Origin of the sequence: Geomonas agri, from assembly GCF_020179605.1 — a bacterium.
GTDB lineage: Bacteria > Desulfobacterota > Desulfuromonadia > Geobacterales > Geobacteraceae > Geomonas > Geomonas agri.
On the sequence record NZ_JAINZO010000002.1, the window covers coordinates 241,357 to 258,122 of the forward strand.

Annotated in this window: 15 protein-coding genes; 6 read left to right on the forward strand and 9 right to left on the reverse strand. The window is 61.0% G+C overall.

Translation table 11 applies throughout. The features are described from left to right. Positions 1-21 precede the first annotated feature (21 nt). Positions 22-420 carry an Hsp20/alpha crystallin family protein gene (locus K7R21_RS12505; RefSeq protein WP_224983650.1) on the forward strand — a complete coding sequence of 133 codons (399 nt, stop codon included), beginning with the start codon at positions 22-24 and terminating at the stop codon, positions 418-420. Between the two features lie 27 nt (positions 421-447). Next, positions 448-930, forward strand: coding sequence for an Hsp20/alpha crystallin family protein (locus K7R21_RS12510; protein ID WP_224983651.1), 483 nt, complete (start codon positions 448-450; stop codon positions 928-930). A gap of 65 nt (positions 931-995) precedes the next feature. Here K7R21_RS12510 and K7R21_RS12515 read toward each other — a convergent pair whose 3' ends face one another. Beyond that, entirely contained in the window at positions 996-2,624 is a 1,629-nt protein-coding gene (locus K7R21_RS12515; RefSeq protein ID WP_224983652.1) for a methyl-accepting chemotaxis protein, read from the reverse strand. Between the two features lie 229 nt (positions 2,625-2,853). Beyond that, the gene (locus K7R21_RS12520) at positions 2,854-3,852 is read right to left on the reverse strand and encodes a YhdH/YhfP family quinone oxidoreductase (protein WP_224983653.1); all 999 of its coding nucleotides are present in this window, start codon (positions 3,850-3,852) and stop codon (positions 2,854-2,856) included. A 179-nt stretch (positions 3,853-4,031) separates the two neighbouring features. On the opposite strand from K7R21_RS12520, the gene K7R21_RS12525 reads away from it, so the two are divergent. Further along, complete coding sequence (locus tag K7R21_RS12525; RefSeq protein WP_224983654.1) at positions 4,032-4,478, forward strand: DUF2383 domain-containing protein; 447 nt, start codon at positions 4,032-4,034, stop codon at positions 4,476-4,478. 90 nt (positions 4,479-4,568) lie between these two features. On the opposite strand, the gene K7R21_RS12530 is transcribed toward K7R21_RS12525, so the two are convergent. The 3 genes from K7R21_RS12530 to trxB all read right to left on the reverse strand — a co-directional run bounded on the left by K7R21_RS12530 (position 4,569) and on the right by trxB (position 8,837). After that, the gene (locus K7R21_RS12530) at positions 4,569-5,852 is read right to left on the reverse strand and encodes a diguanylate cyclase (RefSeq protein WP_224983655.1); all 1,284 of its coding nucleotides are present in this window, start codon (positions 5,850-5,852) and stop codon (positions 4,569-4,571) included. A 344-nt stretch (positions 5,853-6,196) separates the two neighbouring features. Beyond that, entirely contained in the window at positions 6,197-7,723 is a 1,527-nt protein-coding gene (locus K7R21_RS12535) for a YifB family Mg chelatase-like AAA ATPase (RefSeq protein ID WP_224983656.1), read from the reverse strand. Positions 7,724-7,886: 163 nt separating this feature from the next. Next, positions 7,887-8,837 (reverse strand): thioredoxin-disulfide reductase, encoded by a 951-nt coding sequence (gene trxB, locus K7R21_RS12540; protein WP_224983657.1) that lies wholly within the window; start codon positions 8,835-8,837, stop codon positions 7,887-7,889. A 146-nt stretch (positions 8,838-8,983) separates the two neighbouring features. On the opposite strand from trxB, the gene K7R21_RS12545 reads away from it, so the two are divergent. The 3 genes from K7R21_RS12545 to ilvA are packed head-to-tail and all read left to right on the forward strand — an operon-like array spanning position 8,984 to position 12,006. Continuing rightward, the gene (locus K7R21_RS12545; RefSeq protein ID WP_224983658.1) at positions 8,984-9,721 is read left to right on the forward strand and encodes a hypothetical protein; all 738 of its coding nucleotides are present in this window, start codon (positions 8,984-8,986) and stop codon (positions 9,719-9,721) included. Between the two features lie 43 nt (positions 9,722-9,764). Next, entirely contained in the window at positions 9,765-10,778 is a 1,014-nt protein-coding gene (locus tag K7R21_RS12550; protein ID WP_224983659.1) for a cation diffusion facilitator family transporter, read from the forward strand. Positions 10,779-10,797: 19 nt separating this feature from the next. After that, positions 10,798-12,006: a threonine ammonia-lyase gene (gene ilvA / locus K7R21_RS12555; RefSeq protein WP_224983660.1), complete on the forward strand. Its 1,209-nt coding sequence runs from the start codon at positions 10,798-10,800 to the stop codon at positions 12,004-12,006. Between the two features lie 164 nt (positions 12,007-12,170). Here ilvA and recQ read toward each other — a convergent pair whose 3' ends face one another. The 4 genes from recQ to queC all read right to left on the reverse strand — a co-directional run bounded on the left by recQ (position 12,171) and on the right by queC (position 16,526). Then, positions 12,171-13,979, reverse strand: a complete 1,809-nt coding sequence (recQ, locus tag K7R21_RS12560) for a DNA helicase RecQ (protein WP_224983661.1) — start codon at positions 13,977-13,979, stop codon at positions 12,171-12,173. 91 nt (positions 13,980-14,070) lie between these two features. Continuing rightward, complete coding sequence (locus tag K7R21_RS12565) at positions 14,071-14,742, reverse strand: TIGR04282 family arsenosugar biosynthesis glycosyltransferase (protein WP_224983662.1); 672 nt, start codon at positions 14,740-14,742, stop codon at positions 14,071-14,073. A 126-nt stretch (positions 14,743-14,868) separates the two neighbouring features. Next, on the reverse strand, positions 14,869-15,666 hold the full coding sequence (folE2, locus tag K7R21_RS12570) for a GTP cyclohydrolase FolE2 (RefSeq protein WP_224984896.1): 798 nt from the start codon (positions 15,664-15,666) through the stop codon (positions 14,869-14,871). Positions 15,667-15,848: 182 nt separating this feature from the next. After that, positions 15,849-16,526: a 7-cyano-7-deazaguanine synthase QueC gene (gene queC, locus K7R21_RS12575; RefSeq protein ID WP_224983663.1), complete on the reverse strand. Its 678-nt coding sequence runs from the start codon at positions 16,524-16,526 to the stop codon at positions 15,849-15,851. Positions 16,527-16,766 lie beyond the last annotated feature (240 nt).

The following is a 16,766-nucleotide window of genomic DNA, read 5'->3' on the forward strand; positions in this document are numbered from 1 at the left end:
TGAAGAAAGGAGGTCGTCGCTATGGCACCCAACAGCTTGACCGAAAGAAACGACGAAATGAACGTCCAGGCCCGTGAAGAGACGAGGTCGAACGAAAGATTCATACGCCCGGCAGTGAACATCATCGAAACCGAGGAAGGCCTGTTCGTGACTGCCGACCTCCCGGGCGCAACCAAGGAAAGCATCGACGTCAACGTGGAAAAGGGAGTCCTCACCATTAGCGCTCCCGCGGCCCACTCCGTCCCCGGCAACGCGGTGTACCGGGAATTTGAACTGGGCAGCTACTTCCGGCAGTTCACGATTCCCGAAAGCCTCGACCACAGCAAAGCCAAGGCGGACTTTGCCAACGGCATCCTCACCCTGCGCATACCGAAGGCTGAGATCGCCAAGCCGCGTCGCATCGAGGTGCAGGTGAGCTGAGGACTTTACACAGGAGGTGAATGAGGGATGGCAAGCCTGGTACCTGAAAAGTGGCGTGAAGCCCTTGAGCATGTACAGGATAAGATAGGCACCATGCTGAACAACCTGGTGCCGGCCAGGAAGAATGAACAACCGCTGGAGTCCCTTAGCGCCGACACGATCCCCGCTTTCATGCAGCGTGGCGGTCCGCTGGTCGACATGCACGAAACAGCCGAAGAACTGGTGGTACGTGCCGAAGTGCCGGGTATGAAAAAGGAAGATTTCAGCGTGGAACTGGTTGACCGGCGTCTCACCATCAGGGGAGAGAAGAAAGTGGTGCGCGAAGGGAAAGGTGGCTCGGGGGGATTCCTCTCCGAGTGTCGCTACGGCAGCTTCTCCCGTAGCCTGCTGCTCCCCTACCCGGTCGAGGAAGATAAGATCAAGGCAGACCTCACCCACGGGGTCCTCACCATCCGGCTCCCCAAGCCGGGACAGCAACGCGGCACAGGGCACCGCATCCCTATTTCCTGAACAGCCCCCCCAAAGACAAAGGCCAGTCCGCAAACGGACTGGCCTTTGTTTCTGTTTCCTGCCGATTAAATCCGGAAGCGCTGCACCAAGGAGATAAGCTCCTCAGCCCGTCGTGTCAATCCCGAAGCCGCCGTTACCGATTCCTCGGCACTGCGGGAGGTTTCGTTGACCACTTGGGTGATCTGCTGGATGTTGCTGCTGATCTCACCGGTGGTAGCCGTCTGCTCTTCGGCAGCCGTGGCGATCTGGCTTACCTGCGTGCTGACCGCGTCGACCTGCGCCAGGATCAGTTGCAACGCCCCTTCCAGTTGCGCCGCGGCCTCGGCCTCCTGCTCGGCTCCGCGCACACCGTTTTCCATGAGCACGATAGCCGACTTGGTCTCTCCCTGGATGGCCCTGATCATGTCCCCGATCTCCTTGGTGGCGCGCGTGGTCCTCTCCGCCAGGGCGCGGACCTCATCGGCAACGACGGCGAATCCCCGTCCCTGCTCGCCGGCACGCGCAGCCTCGATGGCAGCGTTCAAGGCCAGAAGGTTGGTCTGATCGGCGATATCCTCGATGGTGGCGACGATGGCGCCGATCTGGTCCGACCGCTCCGCGAGAGATTCAATGTTTTTGGAGTTGGCACGAGCATCCAGCCCCCGCTGCCGGATCCCGTCCACGGTGCGCTGCACTACCTGGAATCCTTCCTGCGTCGTCACCGCTGCCTCTTTCGCGCTACCGGCTGCGAGTTGGCAGTTGCGGGCGATGTCGGCCGAAGTTGCCGCCATCTGCTCGCTGGCCACGGACACGGTAGCCGCTTGGGCAGCGACCTCCTCAGTGCCGACCGAAATCTGCTGCGCCCCTGCCGTGATGACACCGGCGGCGTCCGAAAGGCCCCGCGCCGTTTCGGTAAGGCGTCCGATCATCTCTTTGAGGCTGTGGGTCATGGCGGCAAAGGCGCCGCTTAGGTGGCCGATCTCGTCCCGTGACGTTTCCTCCACTTCGACGTTCAAGTCTCCCTTTGCTATCTGGTCGGCTTTTCCGGCCAAGGCTCGCAACGGTGTACTCATAAGGTGAGCTATGACACAAGCCATCGCTATGCCTAGAACCAGGCAGAGAACCAGGGCAGCCATGACCCGCGTCCGGGAACTGGCGCTGCTGGAGTCCATCGCCGAAGTTTTCGACATGGTCTGTTTTACCTGCACGGCCATCAGCTCGTCCAGCGCCTTAAGAGCCGCGTTGAAATGGGTACTGGATGCCGCACGCACCAGCTCACCAGCCTCGGTATCCTTGTTCACCAGTGCCAGCTCGCTGATCTTCGGGTCCTCGGCCTGGTAGAGTTTGAGCTCGTCAGTGAACGCGGTAAAAAGCCTTCTCTCTTCATCGCTGTCCATGAGCCTGCGATAGTTTTCCAGCTCTGTCTGCAGTTTTGCCTGCATCTCGCTATTGCGCTTGATGTACTTCTCCACGTCCTTTTGCTCCGTCGAGACAATCTGGAGCAGCTCTCCCCGCCGGTAGCTCCCGAAGTAATCCTGGATCTTCGAGATGGAAAGCAGGCTGGGGAGCTGGCGCTGAGCCAGATCGTTGGCGGTGCCGCTGATGGCGCCCAGGCGGACGATGGTCAGGCCGCCCAGCAGGGCGGTGAGAACCAGAAGGAGCAGGAAAGATATGACAAGCTTTGTCCTGATGGAAGCATCGTTGAACCACTGCATATGACCTCACATTTGGCTCAGCTAGGCTGCACTGGCCTCCGGGTGCTGGCTACATGCCGCATTTATCGGGGGAAATCGAATCGGCTTGAGGGAAAAACGAAGAAGCCGCCCCCAGATTGGTTTTAGGGGCGGCCGGTCTTTTGGAACCATTGGACTGTTCAATTGTGGGCTCTGCGGCCGCACGGGACCGCACGTACATCAAGGAGAACTCTGCCGACACGCGGCTACATCACAACCGTACTAGCACCCGCCCCGTGACCTTTCCTTGCAGGATGCGCTCAATCTTCTCTTCCAGCCCCTCGAGTGACACCTCGGTCGCCATCTGATCCAGCAATGCCGGGCGCCAGGGACCCGCCAGCCGCTGCCATACTTCCAGCCGCATCTCGCTCGGGCAGCGCGAGGAGTCGATGCCGACCAGGGTAACGGCGCGCAGGATGAAAGGATGCACGTTGACCGGGAGTTCCGCCGAGCCCACCAGGCCGCAGCAGGTGACGGTCCCGCCGTAGCGGGTCGATTTGAGCACCGCGGCAAGCGTCTCGCCACCGACTACGTCTACTGCACCGGCCCAGCGCTCCTTCATCAGGGCCCGCTCCCCTCCCGCGGTCACCTCTTCCCGCGAAATGACCTCCGCCGCACCCATTTCCGTCAAGAAGGGGGCGTCCCCCGTCTTGCCGGTGGCGGCCACCACGCGGTAGCCCGCCTTGGCCAAGATGCTGACCGCCAGGGTACCGACACCACCGGTTGCGCCGGTGACCAGGATGTCGCCGCTTTCCGGCCTCACCCCCGCCCGCTCCAGTTTTAACACCGACAGGCCTGCCGTGAACCCGGCCGTTCCCAGGATCATGCTCTCCCGCAGGGTGAGTCCGGCTGGAAGGGGCACCGCCCATTGCGACGGGACTTGGATGTACTCGCCCCACCCTCCGTCGGTTTCCATACCGAGGTCATGCCCCGTTACCACCACCTGGTCACCCGGCTTGAACCTGCCGTCGCTGCAGGAGACGACCTCCCCCGCGGCATCGATCCCCGGGGTGTGCGGGAACCGCCTGGTCACGCCGGGATGCCCGGTGGCGGAAAGGGCATCCTTGTAGTTGAGCGAGGAATAGTGCACCCGCACTAACAGCTCGCCCGCATCCAGTTCGTTTATGTCACGCTCTTTAACGCTCCTGGTGAAGGTTTGGTCCGCCCTCTTCTCCACCACCAGTGCTTTGAACCTCGTCTTTGTTCCCATGTAGTTCTCCGTGGAATATCTCTGTGTGATGATCCGACACAAGGATGATAACGGCTGGCAAAGAGAGGTCAAGCACAGCAGGATACTTGTGAACCGCGGCGGTTGCCATCACCCCGGCAGCAGCTACAATGTATGTCTGCGTTAAAGATTAATTTTTTCACATATTGCAGGAGGCGGCCATGGAAAAAACGGAGATGATCGACCGGCTGAACGACCTGATCCAGTTAGACGTCGATGCGGTCGAGGCCTACGAGCAGGCCATCAAGCACATCGGGTACAAGGACATCGCCAAGAGGTTTCGGGAGTACCAGGACGACCACCGTAACCACATCACCAACCTCACGGCATTGGTACAGCAGATGGATGGCACACCGCTCAAGCCGACCCCGGACCTGAAGGGCTACCTGATCGAAGGATTCACCGCCCTCATGAGCCTGACCGGCGCCAGACAGGCCCTGGAGGCGATGAAAAGCAACGAAAAGCTGACCAATCGAAAGTACCAGGAAACCGTCGATCAGCCTTTTCCCGACGACGTGATGGAGGTCCTGCGCACCAACCTGTCGCAGGAGCTCTGGCACCTGTCCTACATAGACGAGATCCTCACCATCCCGCGCCGCGAACTCTGATGCCCGCTCCGCGCCCCCGTACGACAAAGGGCCGGCAACCTCGCATGGTTCCGGCCCTTTCCCTACTGTTGAGTAATCTTTATCCCACCTTCAGCTGACTGCCTGGGGGTACACCTGCCGAGCTCTCCTGTCCGTCTGCCGATTTGAAGCGACCACGTTGTTGCGGCCTTTAAGCTTGGCCCGGTACAGCGCCTGGTCGGCGGCCTCCACCAACTGCTGCCTGTCCGCGTCCAGGTCGGGAATCATGGCTGCAACGCCTGCGCTGACAGTGACCACCGCCGCCACCGGCGAATGGCTGTGCGGGATTTGGAGCGCCTCCACCGCCTTGCGACAGGCCTTGGCAATGGTCGCCGCATCAGCGAGCCCGATGCCGGAAAGGAGCAGGACGAACTCCTCTCCGCCGTAGCGTGCCGCGGTATCCCCCGGTCGCCTGGCGAAGCGCCCCAGTTCCTGGGCTACCACCTTCAGGCAGTTGTCGCCGGCCTGGTGTCCGTAGTTGTCATTGAAGTTCTTGAAGAAATCGATGTCGAGGAAGATGAGTGCGATGTGCCTCTCCGAGCGGACTGCACGCTGCCACTCCTGGTCGAGCATGACCTCGAAATGGCGACGATTGCCGAGGCCGGTGAGCGGGTCGGAGATGGAGAGCCTGCGCAACTCGAGGGTGGCGTTCTGGAGCTGCCTATTTTCGTGCTCGAGGAGGTTGGCGTTCAGGAAGTCACGTCGCAGGTAGTTTTCCATCAGTGAGTTGGAGAACGCCCCGATGATGATGGTAGCGATGATGCTGAAGCTGTTCTGGATCAGGATGGTGAGGTCGGTATGGTTGATGTAAATGGCCACGACCTCGTATGCCACCGTGGTTATCACCGCCCAGTAGACCGCGTAACGCAGTCTTAGGCTCACAAAGGTAAAAGCGCCCATAATGAGCAGCAAGAGGCCGGAGTAGTAGTAGTTCTTGGTGGGGGTCGGGTCGTAGTAGACCATGGAGACGATGCCCAGGCTCCCGACCAGCATCACTAGCGACACCACCGGCTGCATGAAGCGCCTGAGCTGTGCACAGTAGGTGAAAGCAAGGCCCGCGATGACCGTGGGGCAGACCACCGCGTAGCGGATGAACCACATGTGGGCCCGGTCCGCGGGGAGGAGCAGGCCGTCCACGAGCCCGAAAACCGCGTAGAGGATGAGCCCGGTCAGCAGCGCTACCCGGACGTGTTTCAGCGTCTTTTCCCGGTAGTACTCGTTGAAGGCGGACTCCAGCGGTTGCGGAAACTGGACCGACTTCAGCCCCCCCTCCCCCAAGGCCTCCCTGGCCTTTTGCACCATCTCAATCTCAGGGCCGGGGGTGGCCACATTCACATTTATGTCCATGTTGTGCATATCTCACTCATAGGCGCCATAGCGCATGCAACCCGGAGTTATTCAACTGACATAAAGCACGGTAGACATTATACCAGCATTCATGAATGTACAACTAAATACCAGCTCTAATCCGGTGAGTTAACTCACAAAAAATGCACAAACATATGTAAATGTGAATTCGGGAGTTATAGCAGGCACGGTGCCCCTTGCCCTGAGGGGCATCACCCATTCCACCCTTCACATATGCAACACTCTCGTTCCGGACCATAAATCAGCTTGCCGTCGCGACGTCCCCATCCTAGCCGCGGGGTCATGTACACAAAGGAGTTTGGGGGACTGGCACTATCGGAACCAGTCCCCTTTTAGGTCTTTCGGTCCAGGCTGCGGTACTGGATCGCTTCGGAGATGTGGTGCTCTTGGATAGACTCGCTTCCCTCAAGGTCCGCGATGGTCCGGGACACCTTAAGGATGCGGGTGTAGCTCCTGGCACTGAGTCCGAGGCGGTCGGTCACCACCTCGAGCATCCGGTTCCCCGCCGCGTCGGGCTCGCAGAACTTGCGGATCATCCGGGCGGTCATCTGGGAGTTGCTCCTCACCTTAGTCCCCTTGAAACGCTCCTTCTGCACCTCCCGCGATTGCGCCACGCGCGCGGCTATGGCCGCGGAGCTCTCGCTCTCACCCCGGTCGGCTAGGTCGCGGTACTTCACCGCCGGGACTTCGATGTGGATGTCGATGCGGTCCAAAAGCGGTCCCGAAACGCGGGAACGATAGCGGTGGATCATGAGCGGAGTGCACGAGCACTGGTGTACCGGATCGGACAAGTACCCGCAAGGGCACGGATTCATTGCTGTAACGAGCATTATTCGGCTCGGATACGTGACCGAGGAGAGCGCCCGGGAGATGGTGACCCGGCCATCCTCCATGGGCTGGCGCAGCACTTCCAGGACGTGCTGCTTGAACTCGGGAAGCTCGTCCAGGAACAGGACGCCGTTGTGGGACAGCGAGACCTCACCGGGCTTCGGGGTGTTGCTACCGCCGATGAGGCCGACGTCGGATATGGTGTGATGCGGGGAACGGAAAGGGCGGGTGGAGATGAGCGCATGGTCCCGCTCCAGTAGCCCCATCACGCTGTAGACCTTGGTGGTTTCGATGGCCTCCTCAAAGAGCATCGGGGGGAGGATGGAGGGGATGCGCCGGGCCAGCATGGTCTTGCCGGATCCGGGCGGACCAATCATCAGGATATTGTGACTTCCCGCTGCGGCAACCTCGAGGGCACGCTTTGCGTGCTCCTGTCCTTTCACCTCGGAGAAGTCGTCGCCGGCCTCGCACCCCTGGCTGAAGAGGGCCTCGATGTCGGCGCAGTACGGGGCGATGGCAAGGTTGCCGTTCAGGAATTCAACCACCTGGGAGAGTTCGGTGACGCCGATTACCTCCACCCCCTCGACCACACCTCCCTCGCAAACGTTCTCCGCCGGGATGATGATGCCGGCCAGCCCCGCCTCGCGTGCGGCGACCGCGACCGAGAGGCAGCCGCGCACGGGCTTGACACCGCCGTCCAGCGACAGCTCTCCCAAGAGGATGTAACGCTTGAGCAGTTCTTCTTTGATAACGCCGGTGGCGGCGAGGATACCGATGGAGATGGGAAGGTCGAAGGAGGCCCCCTCTTTCTTGACATCGGCGGGGGCGAGGTTGACGGTGATCTTGCGATTGGGGAAATCGTAGCCGGAGTTTTTGAGCGCCGCCTTGACCCGGTCCTTGCTCTCCTTGACGGCGCCGTCGGGGAGCCCTACCGTGGCCAGTTGGGGAAGTCCCTGGGTGATGTCGACTTCCACGTCGACGAGGATGGCGTCGATGCCTAAGAGCGCGCTGGCGAGAACCTTGGCAAGCATGAGAACCCCCAACTAACGGTGAAGGGTAAGTTCCTGCGGTGGCTGCGGTGGTGCTCTGCTTCTGGTTTAGCGGCCCTCTTGCCTTCGCTCACCCGAAAGGGGGGAAAAGGGGACAGGCACCTGACGGCGCCAGTCCCCTTACTGGGAAGGAGAAGGAGGGTTATCAGGCTTTCAGCATCTCCAGGTAACGGTCGGCATCGAGGGCGGCCATGCAGCCGGTGCCGGCGGAGGTGATGGCCTGCTTGTAGTTGCGGTCCTGCACGTCGCCGGCGGCGAAGACGCCCGGGGTGCTGGTGGCGGTGGAGTTACCCTCGTAGCCGCAGTTAGTGCGGATGTATCCCTCGTCCATTTCGAGCTGCCCTTCAAAGATGTGGGTGTTAGGCTGGTGACCGATGGCGATAAAGCAGCCGTGCACGTCGATGTGCTTGTCCGAACCGCTCTTGTGGCGCAGCCTGATGCCGGTCACGCCGGACTCGTCCCCGATCACCTCTTCCAGCTGATGGTTCCACTCGATGGTGACGTTGCCGTTCTTGGTCTTCTCGATCAGCCTGTCAGCCAGGATCTTCTCCGCGCGGAACTTGTCCCTTCTGTGCACTACGGTAACGTGGCTCGCGATGTTGGAGAGGTAGAGCGCTTCCTCGACCGCGGTGCTGCCGCCGCCAATAACAGCGACCGGCTTGTTACGGTAGAAAAAACCGTCGCAGGTGGCGCAGGCCGATACGCCCTTGCCCTTGAAGGCGTGCTCGGACGGGAGCCCCAGGTATTTGGCCGAGGCGCCGGTCGCAATGATGAGCGCGTCGCAGCTGTAGCTGCCGCTGTCGCCTTCCAGGACGAAGGGAGGCTTCATTACCTGGGCCTTGCTGATATGGTCGAAGATGAACTGGGTGCCGAAGTGCTCGGCGTGCTGGCGCATGCGCTCCATCAACTCGGGCCCCATCACCCCGGCAGGGTCGCCCGGCCAGTTATCCACCTCGGTCGTCGTCATCAACTGTCCCCCCGCCTGCAGCCCGGTAATGAGGACAGGATTCAGGTTGGCGCGCGCTGCATAGATCGCTGCAGTATATCCCGCGGGACCTGAGCCTAATATGATGAGACGATGGTGAATCGGTTCCATTTGTACAGACCTCCGACAGAATTTTGCCGGAAAGATAACAGTATATAGTTCAAATTGCAAGGCGCCATGCGGCTAACACATTGACCCCAATAGGGAGCTCTGCTAAGATTCAACGCGTTGTGCCGTATAATGAAAAGGGGGGAACCATGAAAAAGCTCGCGGTATTATTAGCCTTGACCTTCTCACTTTCCGGAGCCGTACAGGCCATGGCCAAGGACATCAGCTTCACGAGCCCTCTGACGCAGCAGCAGTTCAGAGAGCTCACCAGGGAGGCGGGTGCCGCCATCTCTTACAAGAATATGGCCCCGGCCGAGCCCCTGGGTATTCCCGGGTTCGACATCGGCGTCGAGCTTTCAGCGATTGACATCAGCAACAGCAACTACTGGAATGCAGCCTACAGCGGCGATGCTCCCTCCTACCTGGTGATCCCGAAGCTGCGCGCCAGGAAGGGCCTCCCCATGGGGATCGACATCGGCGCCATGTACTCCTACGTCCCCGACTCCAACATCAAGCTCTGGGGCATCGAGGTGAGCAAAGCGATTCTCGAAGGGACTGCTGCGACGCCGGCCCTGGGAGTGCGCGCCACCTACAGTAGGCTTTCCGGCGTCAACGACCTCAACCTTCAAACGGCCGGCATCGACGCATCCATCAGCAAGGGATTGCTGATCATGACACCGTACGCCGGCGTGGGCGGCGTCTGGGTGAACAGTGAGGCGAAGGGGCACCTGAAAACACTCGCGCCGAACCTGGATTCGGAAAACGTTTTCCAGCCCCGCGTTTTCGGGGGCATCAAGTTCTCTCCGCTCCCGCTGCTCGGCGTCACCGCCGAGGTGGAGTACCAGGAGCGCTTGATCTACTCCGTGAAGGCCGGGCTCAGCTTCTAACCAACGGGGAGGGGGCCTCGCCCCCTCCCATCGGGACACGCCTATGCATGCTCATGCCGACAGCCATCTGGATCAGAGCATAACCGGACGCTTCAAGTACGCCATCCTGCTGACCTCGCTGACCCTGGTGGCAGAACTGGTCGGAGGCATCTGGACCAATTCGCTGGCTCTCTTGTCCGACGCCGCGCACGTGTTCCTCGACCTGTTTGCCCTGCTCCTCTCCCTGGGTGCAATCAAGCTCGCCTCCTACCCGGTCAGCGACACCCGGACCTTCGGCTGGCACCGCACCGAGGTCTTCGCTTCCTTCATCAACGGCAGCACCGTCTTCCTCATCGCCGGCATCATTTGCTACGAGGCCTTCGAGCGACTTCTGCAACCGCAAGCGGTAAAAAGCCTCGAGATGCTCATCATTGCCGCAGTCGGTCTGGCCATGAACCTGCTCTCCGCCGGCGCGCTGCACACGCACTCCCACGACGACCTCAACGTCCACAGCGCGTTCTTGCACGTGATCGGCGACGCGGCCGCTTCAGTCGGCGTCATCGTGGGCGGCATCATCATGTACTTCACCAACTGGTACCTGTTGGACGCCATCATCTCGGTGGGGATCGGCTTTATCATCTTCTGGGGTTCGTGGCGGGTCATGCGCGAGTCGGTGCACATCCTCCTGGAGGGTGTGCCGCGCGGCATCGACATCAACCAGGTTGCGTTTGCCATGCAGGAGGTTGAGGGGGTTGCGGAGGTACACCACCTCAACATCTGGACCATCTGCTCCCACATCATCGCCCTCTCTGCGCACGTGGTGGTACCCGACTGCGCCCCCAATGAGCAGGGAGAGATCCTGCGCAAGATAGAGGAGAAGCTGTTCCAGCATTTCCACATCTCCCACACCACGCTGCAGGTGGAGACCACCCGCTGCGCCGAGGGTACGGGGGCCAAGCAGTTCCGCCACCGTCCCCGAGCCGCCTCGCTGGCACATGCCCACGCGCACCCACATCATCACCCGCACGGGACGTGCCAGGGGCACCATCACTGCCACGACCATGACCACACACATTAACCTGCGAATGGAAGAATAGATGCTCGATTACAACCTGATCCTCGACGCGGCCCAGCGGCTCAAGAAAAGGGTGCGTCGCACGGAACTGATCCAAGCCCATCACTTCAGCGAACGCCTCGGCCTCCCCCTCTATTTCAAGTGCGAGAACCTTCAGCGCACCGGCGCCTTCAAGATCCGTGGTGCGCTCAACTTCATGACCGCCCAGTCGCGCGAAGCCCTCGCCGGCGGTGTGATCACCGCCTCGGCAGGCAACCATGCCCAAGGTGTCGCCTTCTCCGCCGACCTGCTCGGCGTCAAGGCCGTGGTCTACATGCCGGAAAGCACGCCGCCGCAGAAGGTGTTTGCCACCCGTGACTACGGCGCAGAGGTGGTCCTCGAAGGGAAGAATTTCGATGAGGCCTGTGCAGCCGCCCTGAGGCAGGCCGAGCAGACCGGCGCCCTGTTCGTGCACCCCTTCAATGATCCGCTGGTGATGGCCGGGCAAGGGACCATCGGACTGGAGCTGTTGGAGGACCTACCGGATCTCGCCAACGTGCTGGTCCCGATCGGCGGTGGAGGATTGATAGCCGGGATCGCCCGGGCCATCAAGGAAACCCATCCCCACGTGCGGGTCATCGGCGTCGAATCGGCTGCCGCCCCGTCGATGCGCCAAGCCGTGAAAGCGGGCGAGGTAATCACCGTGCCCATCCGTGCCAGTCTCGCCGACGGCATCGCTGTGAAGACGGCCGGGAGCAACACCTTTCCTGTTGTGCGGGATTACGTGGACGAGATCGTACTGGTCGATGAGGAAGAGATCGCGCTGGCCATCGTGTCGCTCATGGAGCGCAACAAGTTGATGGTAGAGGGCGCCGGAGCCGTCGGCTTGGCGGCTCTGTTGAACGGGAAGGTAAAAAAGATTACCGGCAAGACCGTGGCGGTGCTATCGGGCGGCAACATCGACGTAAAGACCATCGCAGTGGTCGTCGAGCGAGGTCTGCTGGCGGCGGGGCGTTATCTGAAGCTGAAGGTGGAGTTGGACGACGTGCCGGGTGCGCTGGCGCGGCTCGCGGCCGAGATCGCGGAGGCGCGGGCCAATATCTCTATCATCACCCACGATCGTCGCTCAGAGTCGTTGCCGATAGGAAAGACCGAGGTATTGGTCGAGTTGGAGACCCGTGGCGCCGAGCATATCCAGGAAGTCACCAGGCACCTCGGCAAGTGCGGATACCAGATCGAAGTCATTAAGTAGGAAGGTTAAACCAAAACACTTGGCCACGTTTGCGGACCATAGCGCTCCAAGGCGGAGGCTCTGAGAAAATCTGAGGACATCTGAGAGGAAAAGGGGACAGGCTAACTTTCGAAAAAGTAGCCTGTCCCCATTTTATTTGTCACGGGCGTGCCCACCGTAGCGCTTCAGCGCGAAGGTGGGTCGGTTTTCGCCTCGTGTCCCTTAATCACCCGCAGGAACGCGTCGCCGTAGCGCGCCAGCTTGTGCTGCCCGACGCCAGTGATCTTCAGTAACTCCCACTTGTCCTTGGGCATCTGCGCCGCCATTTCGGCCAAGGTTGCGTCCGGGAAGACCACATACGGCGGCACCTGCTGCTCATCCGCAATCTGCTTGCGCAGCTCCCGCAACTCGCCAAAGAGCTCGCCGTCGTAACTCGGCTTCTTGGCTGCGGTCTTCTTCTCGACCACACGGGTATCCCTCGGCTTCGCCAACTCCAGCGCCATCTCCCCCCGTAACAGTGGTCGCGCCTTTTCCGTCAGCTTCAGCACCGAGAAATTAGCCAGATCCTGCTCCAGGTACCCCAAGTGGATCAACTGGCGTAAAAGGTTGCCCCAGACCTCCTGGGAGTGGTGCTTGCCGATCCCGAAGGTGGAGAGCTGGTCGTGCTTCAGTTCGTGGATCCTCTGATTCTGCGAGCCGCGCAACACGTCGATGACGTGCCCCATCCCGAAGCGCTGGCCGACGCGGTACACGCAGGAGAGCGCCTTCCGGGCATCGTCGGTGGCGTCGAAACGCTCCGGCGGACTCTCGCAGATGTCGCAGTTGCCGCACCCGGTCGCCAGGCTGTCGCCGAAGTAGCCCAGAAGCACTTGGCGCCGGCAGGTCTGGGCCTCGGCGAACCCCACCATGCAGTTAAGCTTGTGCAACTCGATCCGGTTCTGCTCCTCATTACCGCCGTTGCCGATCAGCCCACGCGCCACCGCGATGTCGCCGTAGCCAAAGAGCAGCAGGGCATCGGCGGGAAGCCCGTCTCGACCGGCGCGGCCTGTTTCCTGGTAGTAGCTCTCGATACTCTTGGGCATGTCGTAGTGCACCACGAAACGGACGTTGGACTTGTCGATCCCCATCCCGAACGCGACCGTCGCGACCACCACCTTCACGTCGTCGCGCAGGAAGGCTTCCTGTACCTCGTGGCGCTCCTTGTCCGGCAGGCCCGCGTGGTAGGCGGCGGCCTTTACTCCCGCCTCGCACAGCTTCCTGGCCACCTCCTCTACCCTTTTGCGGGACAGGGCATAGACGATGCCCGCCTCGTCCTTGCGGGTGGCGAGAAAGGCCATCAGCTGGCTGAACGGCTTATTTTTCTCCATCACGCTGTAGCGGATATTGGGGCGGTCGAAACCGGTGCAGAAACAGGTAGCGTCCTGAAGCCCGAGCCGCGAGAGGATATCGCCGCGCGTCTGAGCATCGGCCGTGGCAGTGAGGGCGATCATCGGGATCTGCGGGAAGATATCGCGCAACTGGCCCAACTGCGCGTACTCGGGACGGAAGTCGTGCCCCCATTGCGAGACGCAGTGAGCCTCGTCCACGGCGAAAAGTGAGATGGGAAGCGTCTTGATGCGATCGATAAAGCCGTCCGAGAGCAGTCGCTCCGGCGCCACGTAAAGGAGTTTCAGTTCGCCCGCGTGCAGTTCGGCCAGCACCCGGCGCGCCTCGGCCTCCCCCAGGGAGGAATTGTAGCAGGCAGCGGCGACGCCGTTCTCACGCAGCGCGTCGACCTGGTCTTTCATCAACGAGATAAGCGGAGAGACAATGAGCGCGGTGCCCGGGAGACACAGGGCGGGGACCTGGTAGCACAGGGACTTGCCGCCGCCGGTCGGCATCAGCACGAAGGCATCCTTCCCGGAGAGCACCGTCTCCACGATCTCCTGCTGGCGCGGCCGGAAGGTCTTGAAGCCGAAAACCTCGTTCAGGATCTGGGTGTGGGAAAGCGACATGTAAGTCCCTTTAGGGCTGGTGTGGGTGGGAAAACGAAAGGCGCGGCCTGAGCCACGCCATAGATCAAAACAGGTCTGGCAACCTTGTCAACTACACCGCGTCCGCGGCAAGCGGAGCGGCAAGGTCCAGCGCCGCAATAAATGCGCGGGTGCGCGGGGCCCTGTTGGACTGCTCCAGGAGACTCGGGCGAAGCAGGTCATCCCAGCTGTCGACATCGTGCCAGGAAGAAAGCACGGCGGCGGTAAGCGCCGACGCTTCGGCACGCCGGAGGCTCGTCTCCAGCACCTTCTCGCTGGACCAGGGGATGTCCTGGAAGAGTGCGCCGTAGCTGTCTCTCACCCCGACCAGGTAGTAACCGCCATCTTCCGCCGGACCGAAAACAACATCGCTCCCCTGCTCCAGTTTTTGGAAAGCCTCCTCGATGAAGGCCAAGGGGAGGTCGGGGGAATCGGTTCCGATTACCACGCGGGCACCATAGCCATGCCCGGAGAGTTCCTGGAAAGCGTGTTCCAGACGCTCACCTAGCCCGCCCGTGCTCTGGTGCACCAGGAGGGCCTCCGGCGCCGCTTTCCTGAAGAAGTCCGTGCTCCCCTCGTAGAAGATCACGATGGCAGCGCTGAGCCCCGCGGACCGCTCGATGATGTCGAGCAGCATGCAGCGGTAGAGCTCGGCCGCCTGCGCCGGCAGCAAGGGAGGAGAAAGACGGGTCTTCACCCGTCCCGGCAGCGGCGTCTTGGCAAAGATGGCGAGCGCGCGTTTCATTAGAGAGCGAAACCTTAAGGGAGTTAAATGAAGGGGTAAAAGCTAGAGTTGTCCACAATTTTCCTACTTTTCAACAAAGTTATCCACAGACCGAGCCAGTCAAGCTGTTGACCTTTGCGATACCGTCTACCCTTTTTTCCGCTCGATCGCGGCATAGGCGGAGTGCTTGTGGATCGACTCGAAGTTCTCGGCTTCCACGGAAAACCAAGTGATATTTTCCATAGATAGCAGACGCACCGTTGCCTCGCGCACCATATCCTCGACAAAACGGGGATTCTCGTAGGCCCGCTCGGTGACGAACTTCTCGTCCTCGCGCTTCAGCAGGGAATACACAGGCGAGGAACCGCACTCCTCGATGATGTCAATGAGGTCCTCGATCCAGATGAACTCGCTGTAGCGGACCTGGACGGTCATGATGGAGCGCTGGTTGTGGGCGCCGTAGCTGGAGAGCTCCTTGCTGCAGGGGCAAAGCGAGGTGACCGGCACCTTGATGCCCAGCACGAAGTCGAAACGGTCGGAAAGCGACGCGCTGAAGGTGCAGGTGTACTCCATGAGGCTTTTCGCCTTGGAGACCGGCGCCTTCTTCTCCACGAAGTAGGGGAATTCCATCTCCAGGTGCGCGTTGGAGGCCCCCAGCTTCTCCTTCATGGTGGAAAGAATCACTTCGAGCTTGTCGAGAGCGATGTTCTCCCGGTACTTGTTCAGGATCTCCACGAAACGGCTCATGTGGGTCCCCTTGAAGTGGTGCGGGAGGTCGACGTACATGTTGATGCGCGCGATGGTGTTCTGGAACTTCTTGTTCTTGTCCATCACCACAATAGGGTACGAGACGTCCTTCACACCCACTTTGCCGATGGCGATGTTGCGTGTATCGCGGGTAAGTTGCACGTCGGTGAGTGCCTTGCCTTCTGTCTTCTGCTCCATATCTTTGCTCATGCCTTTTCCTCAGCCGTTATCCCCTCGCCCACCGGAGAGGGGAAGGGGTGAGGGCGTTGCCACGGAGTGACGAATCGCCTGTTGAGGCGCCCTCACCCCGGCCCTCTCCCGGCGGGAGAGGGAGGGACGGTGGAATGATAGTAGACCTGCCCGTAAGAGACTTGGCGGGGTTAGCGCTTGACGTAGCGGACCGGGTCGGTGACGCCGAGTTCGGCGAACCCTTTCAGGCGCAGGCGGCAAGAGTCGCACAGGCCGCAGGCGGCGCCGTCCTCGGTGGGATCATAGCAGGAATGGGTCTTGCCGTAGTCCACCCCAAGGGTCAGGCCGGTCTTGATGATCTCCGCCTTGGTGAGGCTGATCAGCGGCGTGTGGATGGTCATCTTCTTCCCTTCCACGCCCGTCTTGGTGGCGAGGTTCGCCATCGTCTCGTAAGCCGCGATGTATTCCGGGCGGCAGTCGGGGTAGCCCGAGTAGTCCAGCGCGTTGACACCGATGAAGATGTCGAAGGCGCCCAGCGTCTCGGCCCAGCCCAGCGCGAACGAGAGGAAGATGGTGTTCCTGGCCGGCACGTAGGTAACGGGGATTTCCTCACCCACTCCTTCCTTGGGGACGGCGATATCGGAGGTGAGGGCGCTGCCACCCATCATCCTCAGGTCGAATTCGACCAGCATGTGGTCCACGGCACCCATCGGGCGCGCGTTCTTCTTAGCAAGGGCCACTTCGTGCTGGTGACGCTGTCCGTAGCTAAAACTCATGGCGTAGGGCTCGAAGCCCTGGTGCTTCGCGATGGCCATGCAGGTGGTCGAATCGAGCCCGCCGCTGTACAGGATTACCGCTTTCTTCTTCATTGCTTACCTCTGTCTATGCTCCTCTCCCCGGAGGGGGGGAGGTTGGGAGGGGGGAACTGTGGGGAACCTTCCCCCTCCCTAGCCCTCCCCCTCCAGGGGAGGGGATGAAAGGCGGGTCCGGGGGGTGGGGCTGGGGTTGGACCTGAAGCGGCTTTACTCTGTGTCCGCTCCGGCTTTGCCTCGGTGCCCTCTGTGTTCCGGGTTTGTTTTTTTCAAAGAAAAAGGCCGCGCCGGCGATTC

Bases quoted from the DNA above. Each gene is read 5' to 3' on its own strand.
- ilvA (WP_224983660.1), top strand. From the start codon at position 10,798: ATGCTCGATTACAACCTGATCCTCGACGCGGCCCAGCGGCTCAAGAAA.
- K7R21_RS12550 (WP_224983659.1), top strand. From the start codon at position 9,765: ATGCATGCTCATGCCGACAGCCATCTGGATCAGAGCATAACCGGACGC.
- K7R21_RS12510 (WP_224983651.1), top strand. From the start codon at position 448: ATGGCAAGCCTGGTACCTGAAAAGTGGCGTGAAGCCCTTGAGCATGTA.
- K7R21_RS12535 (WP_224983656.1), bottom strand. From the start codon at position 7,723: ATGCTTGCCAAGGTTCTCGCCAGCGCGCTCTTAGGCATCGACGCCATC.
- folE2 (WP_224984896.1), bottom strand. From the start codon at position 15,666: ATGGAGCAGAAGACAGAAGGCAAGGCACTCACCGACGTGCAACTTACC.
- K7R21_RS12565 (WP_224983662.1), bottom strand. From the start codon at position 14,742: ATGAAACGCGCGCTCGCCATCTTTGCCAAGACGCCGCTGCCGGGACGG.
- recQ (WP_224983661.1), bottom strand. From the start codon at position 13,979: ATGTCGCTTTCCCACACCCAGATCCTGAACGAGGTTTTCGGCTTCAAG.
- K7R21_RS12525 (WP_224983654.1), top strand. From the start codon at position 4,032: ATGGAAAAAACGGAGATGATCGACCGGCTGAACGACCTGATCCAGTTA.
- K7R21_RS12505 (WP_224983650.1), top strand. From the start codon at position 22: ATGGCACCCAACAGCTTGACCGAAAGAAACGACGAAATGAACGTCCAG.
- K7R21_RS12520 (WP_224983653.1), bottom strand. From the start codon at position 3,852: ATGGGAACAAAGACGAGGTTCAAAGCACTGGTGGTGGAGAAGAGGGCG.
- K7R21_RS12530 (WP_224983655.1), bottom strand. From the start codon at position 5,852: ATGCACAACATGGACATAAATGTGAATGTGGCCACCCCCGGCCCTGAG.
- queC (WP_224983663.1), bottom strand. From the start codon at position 16,526: ATGAAGAAGAAAGCGGTAATCCTGTACAGCGGCGGGCTCGATTCGACC.
- K7R21_RS12545 (WP_224983658.1), top strand. From the start codon at position 8,984: ATGAAAAAGCTCGCGGTATTATTAGCCTTGACCTTCTCACTTTCCGGA.
- trxB (WP_224983657.1), bottom strand. From the start codon at position 8,837: ATGGAACCGATTCACCATCGTCTCATCATATTAGGCTCAGGTCCCGCG.
- K7R21_RS12515 (WP_224983652.1), bottom strand. From the start codon at position 2,624: ATGCAGTGGTTCAACGATGCTTCCATCAGGACAAAGCTTGTCATATCT.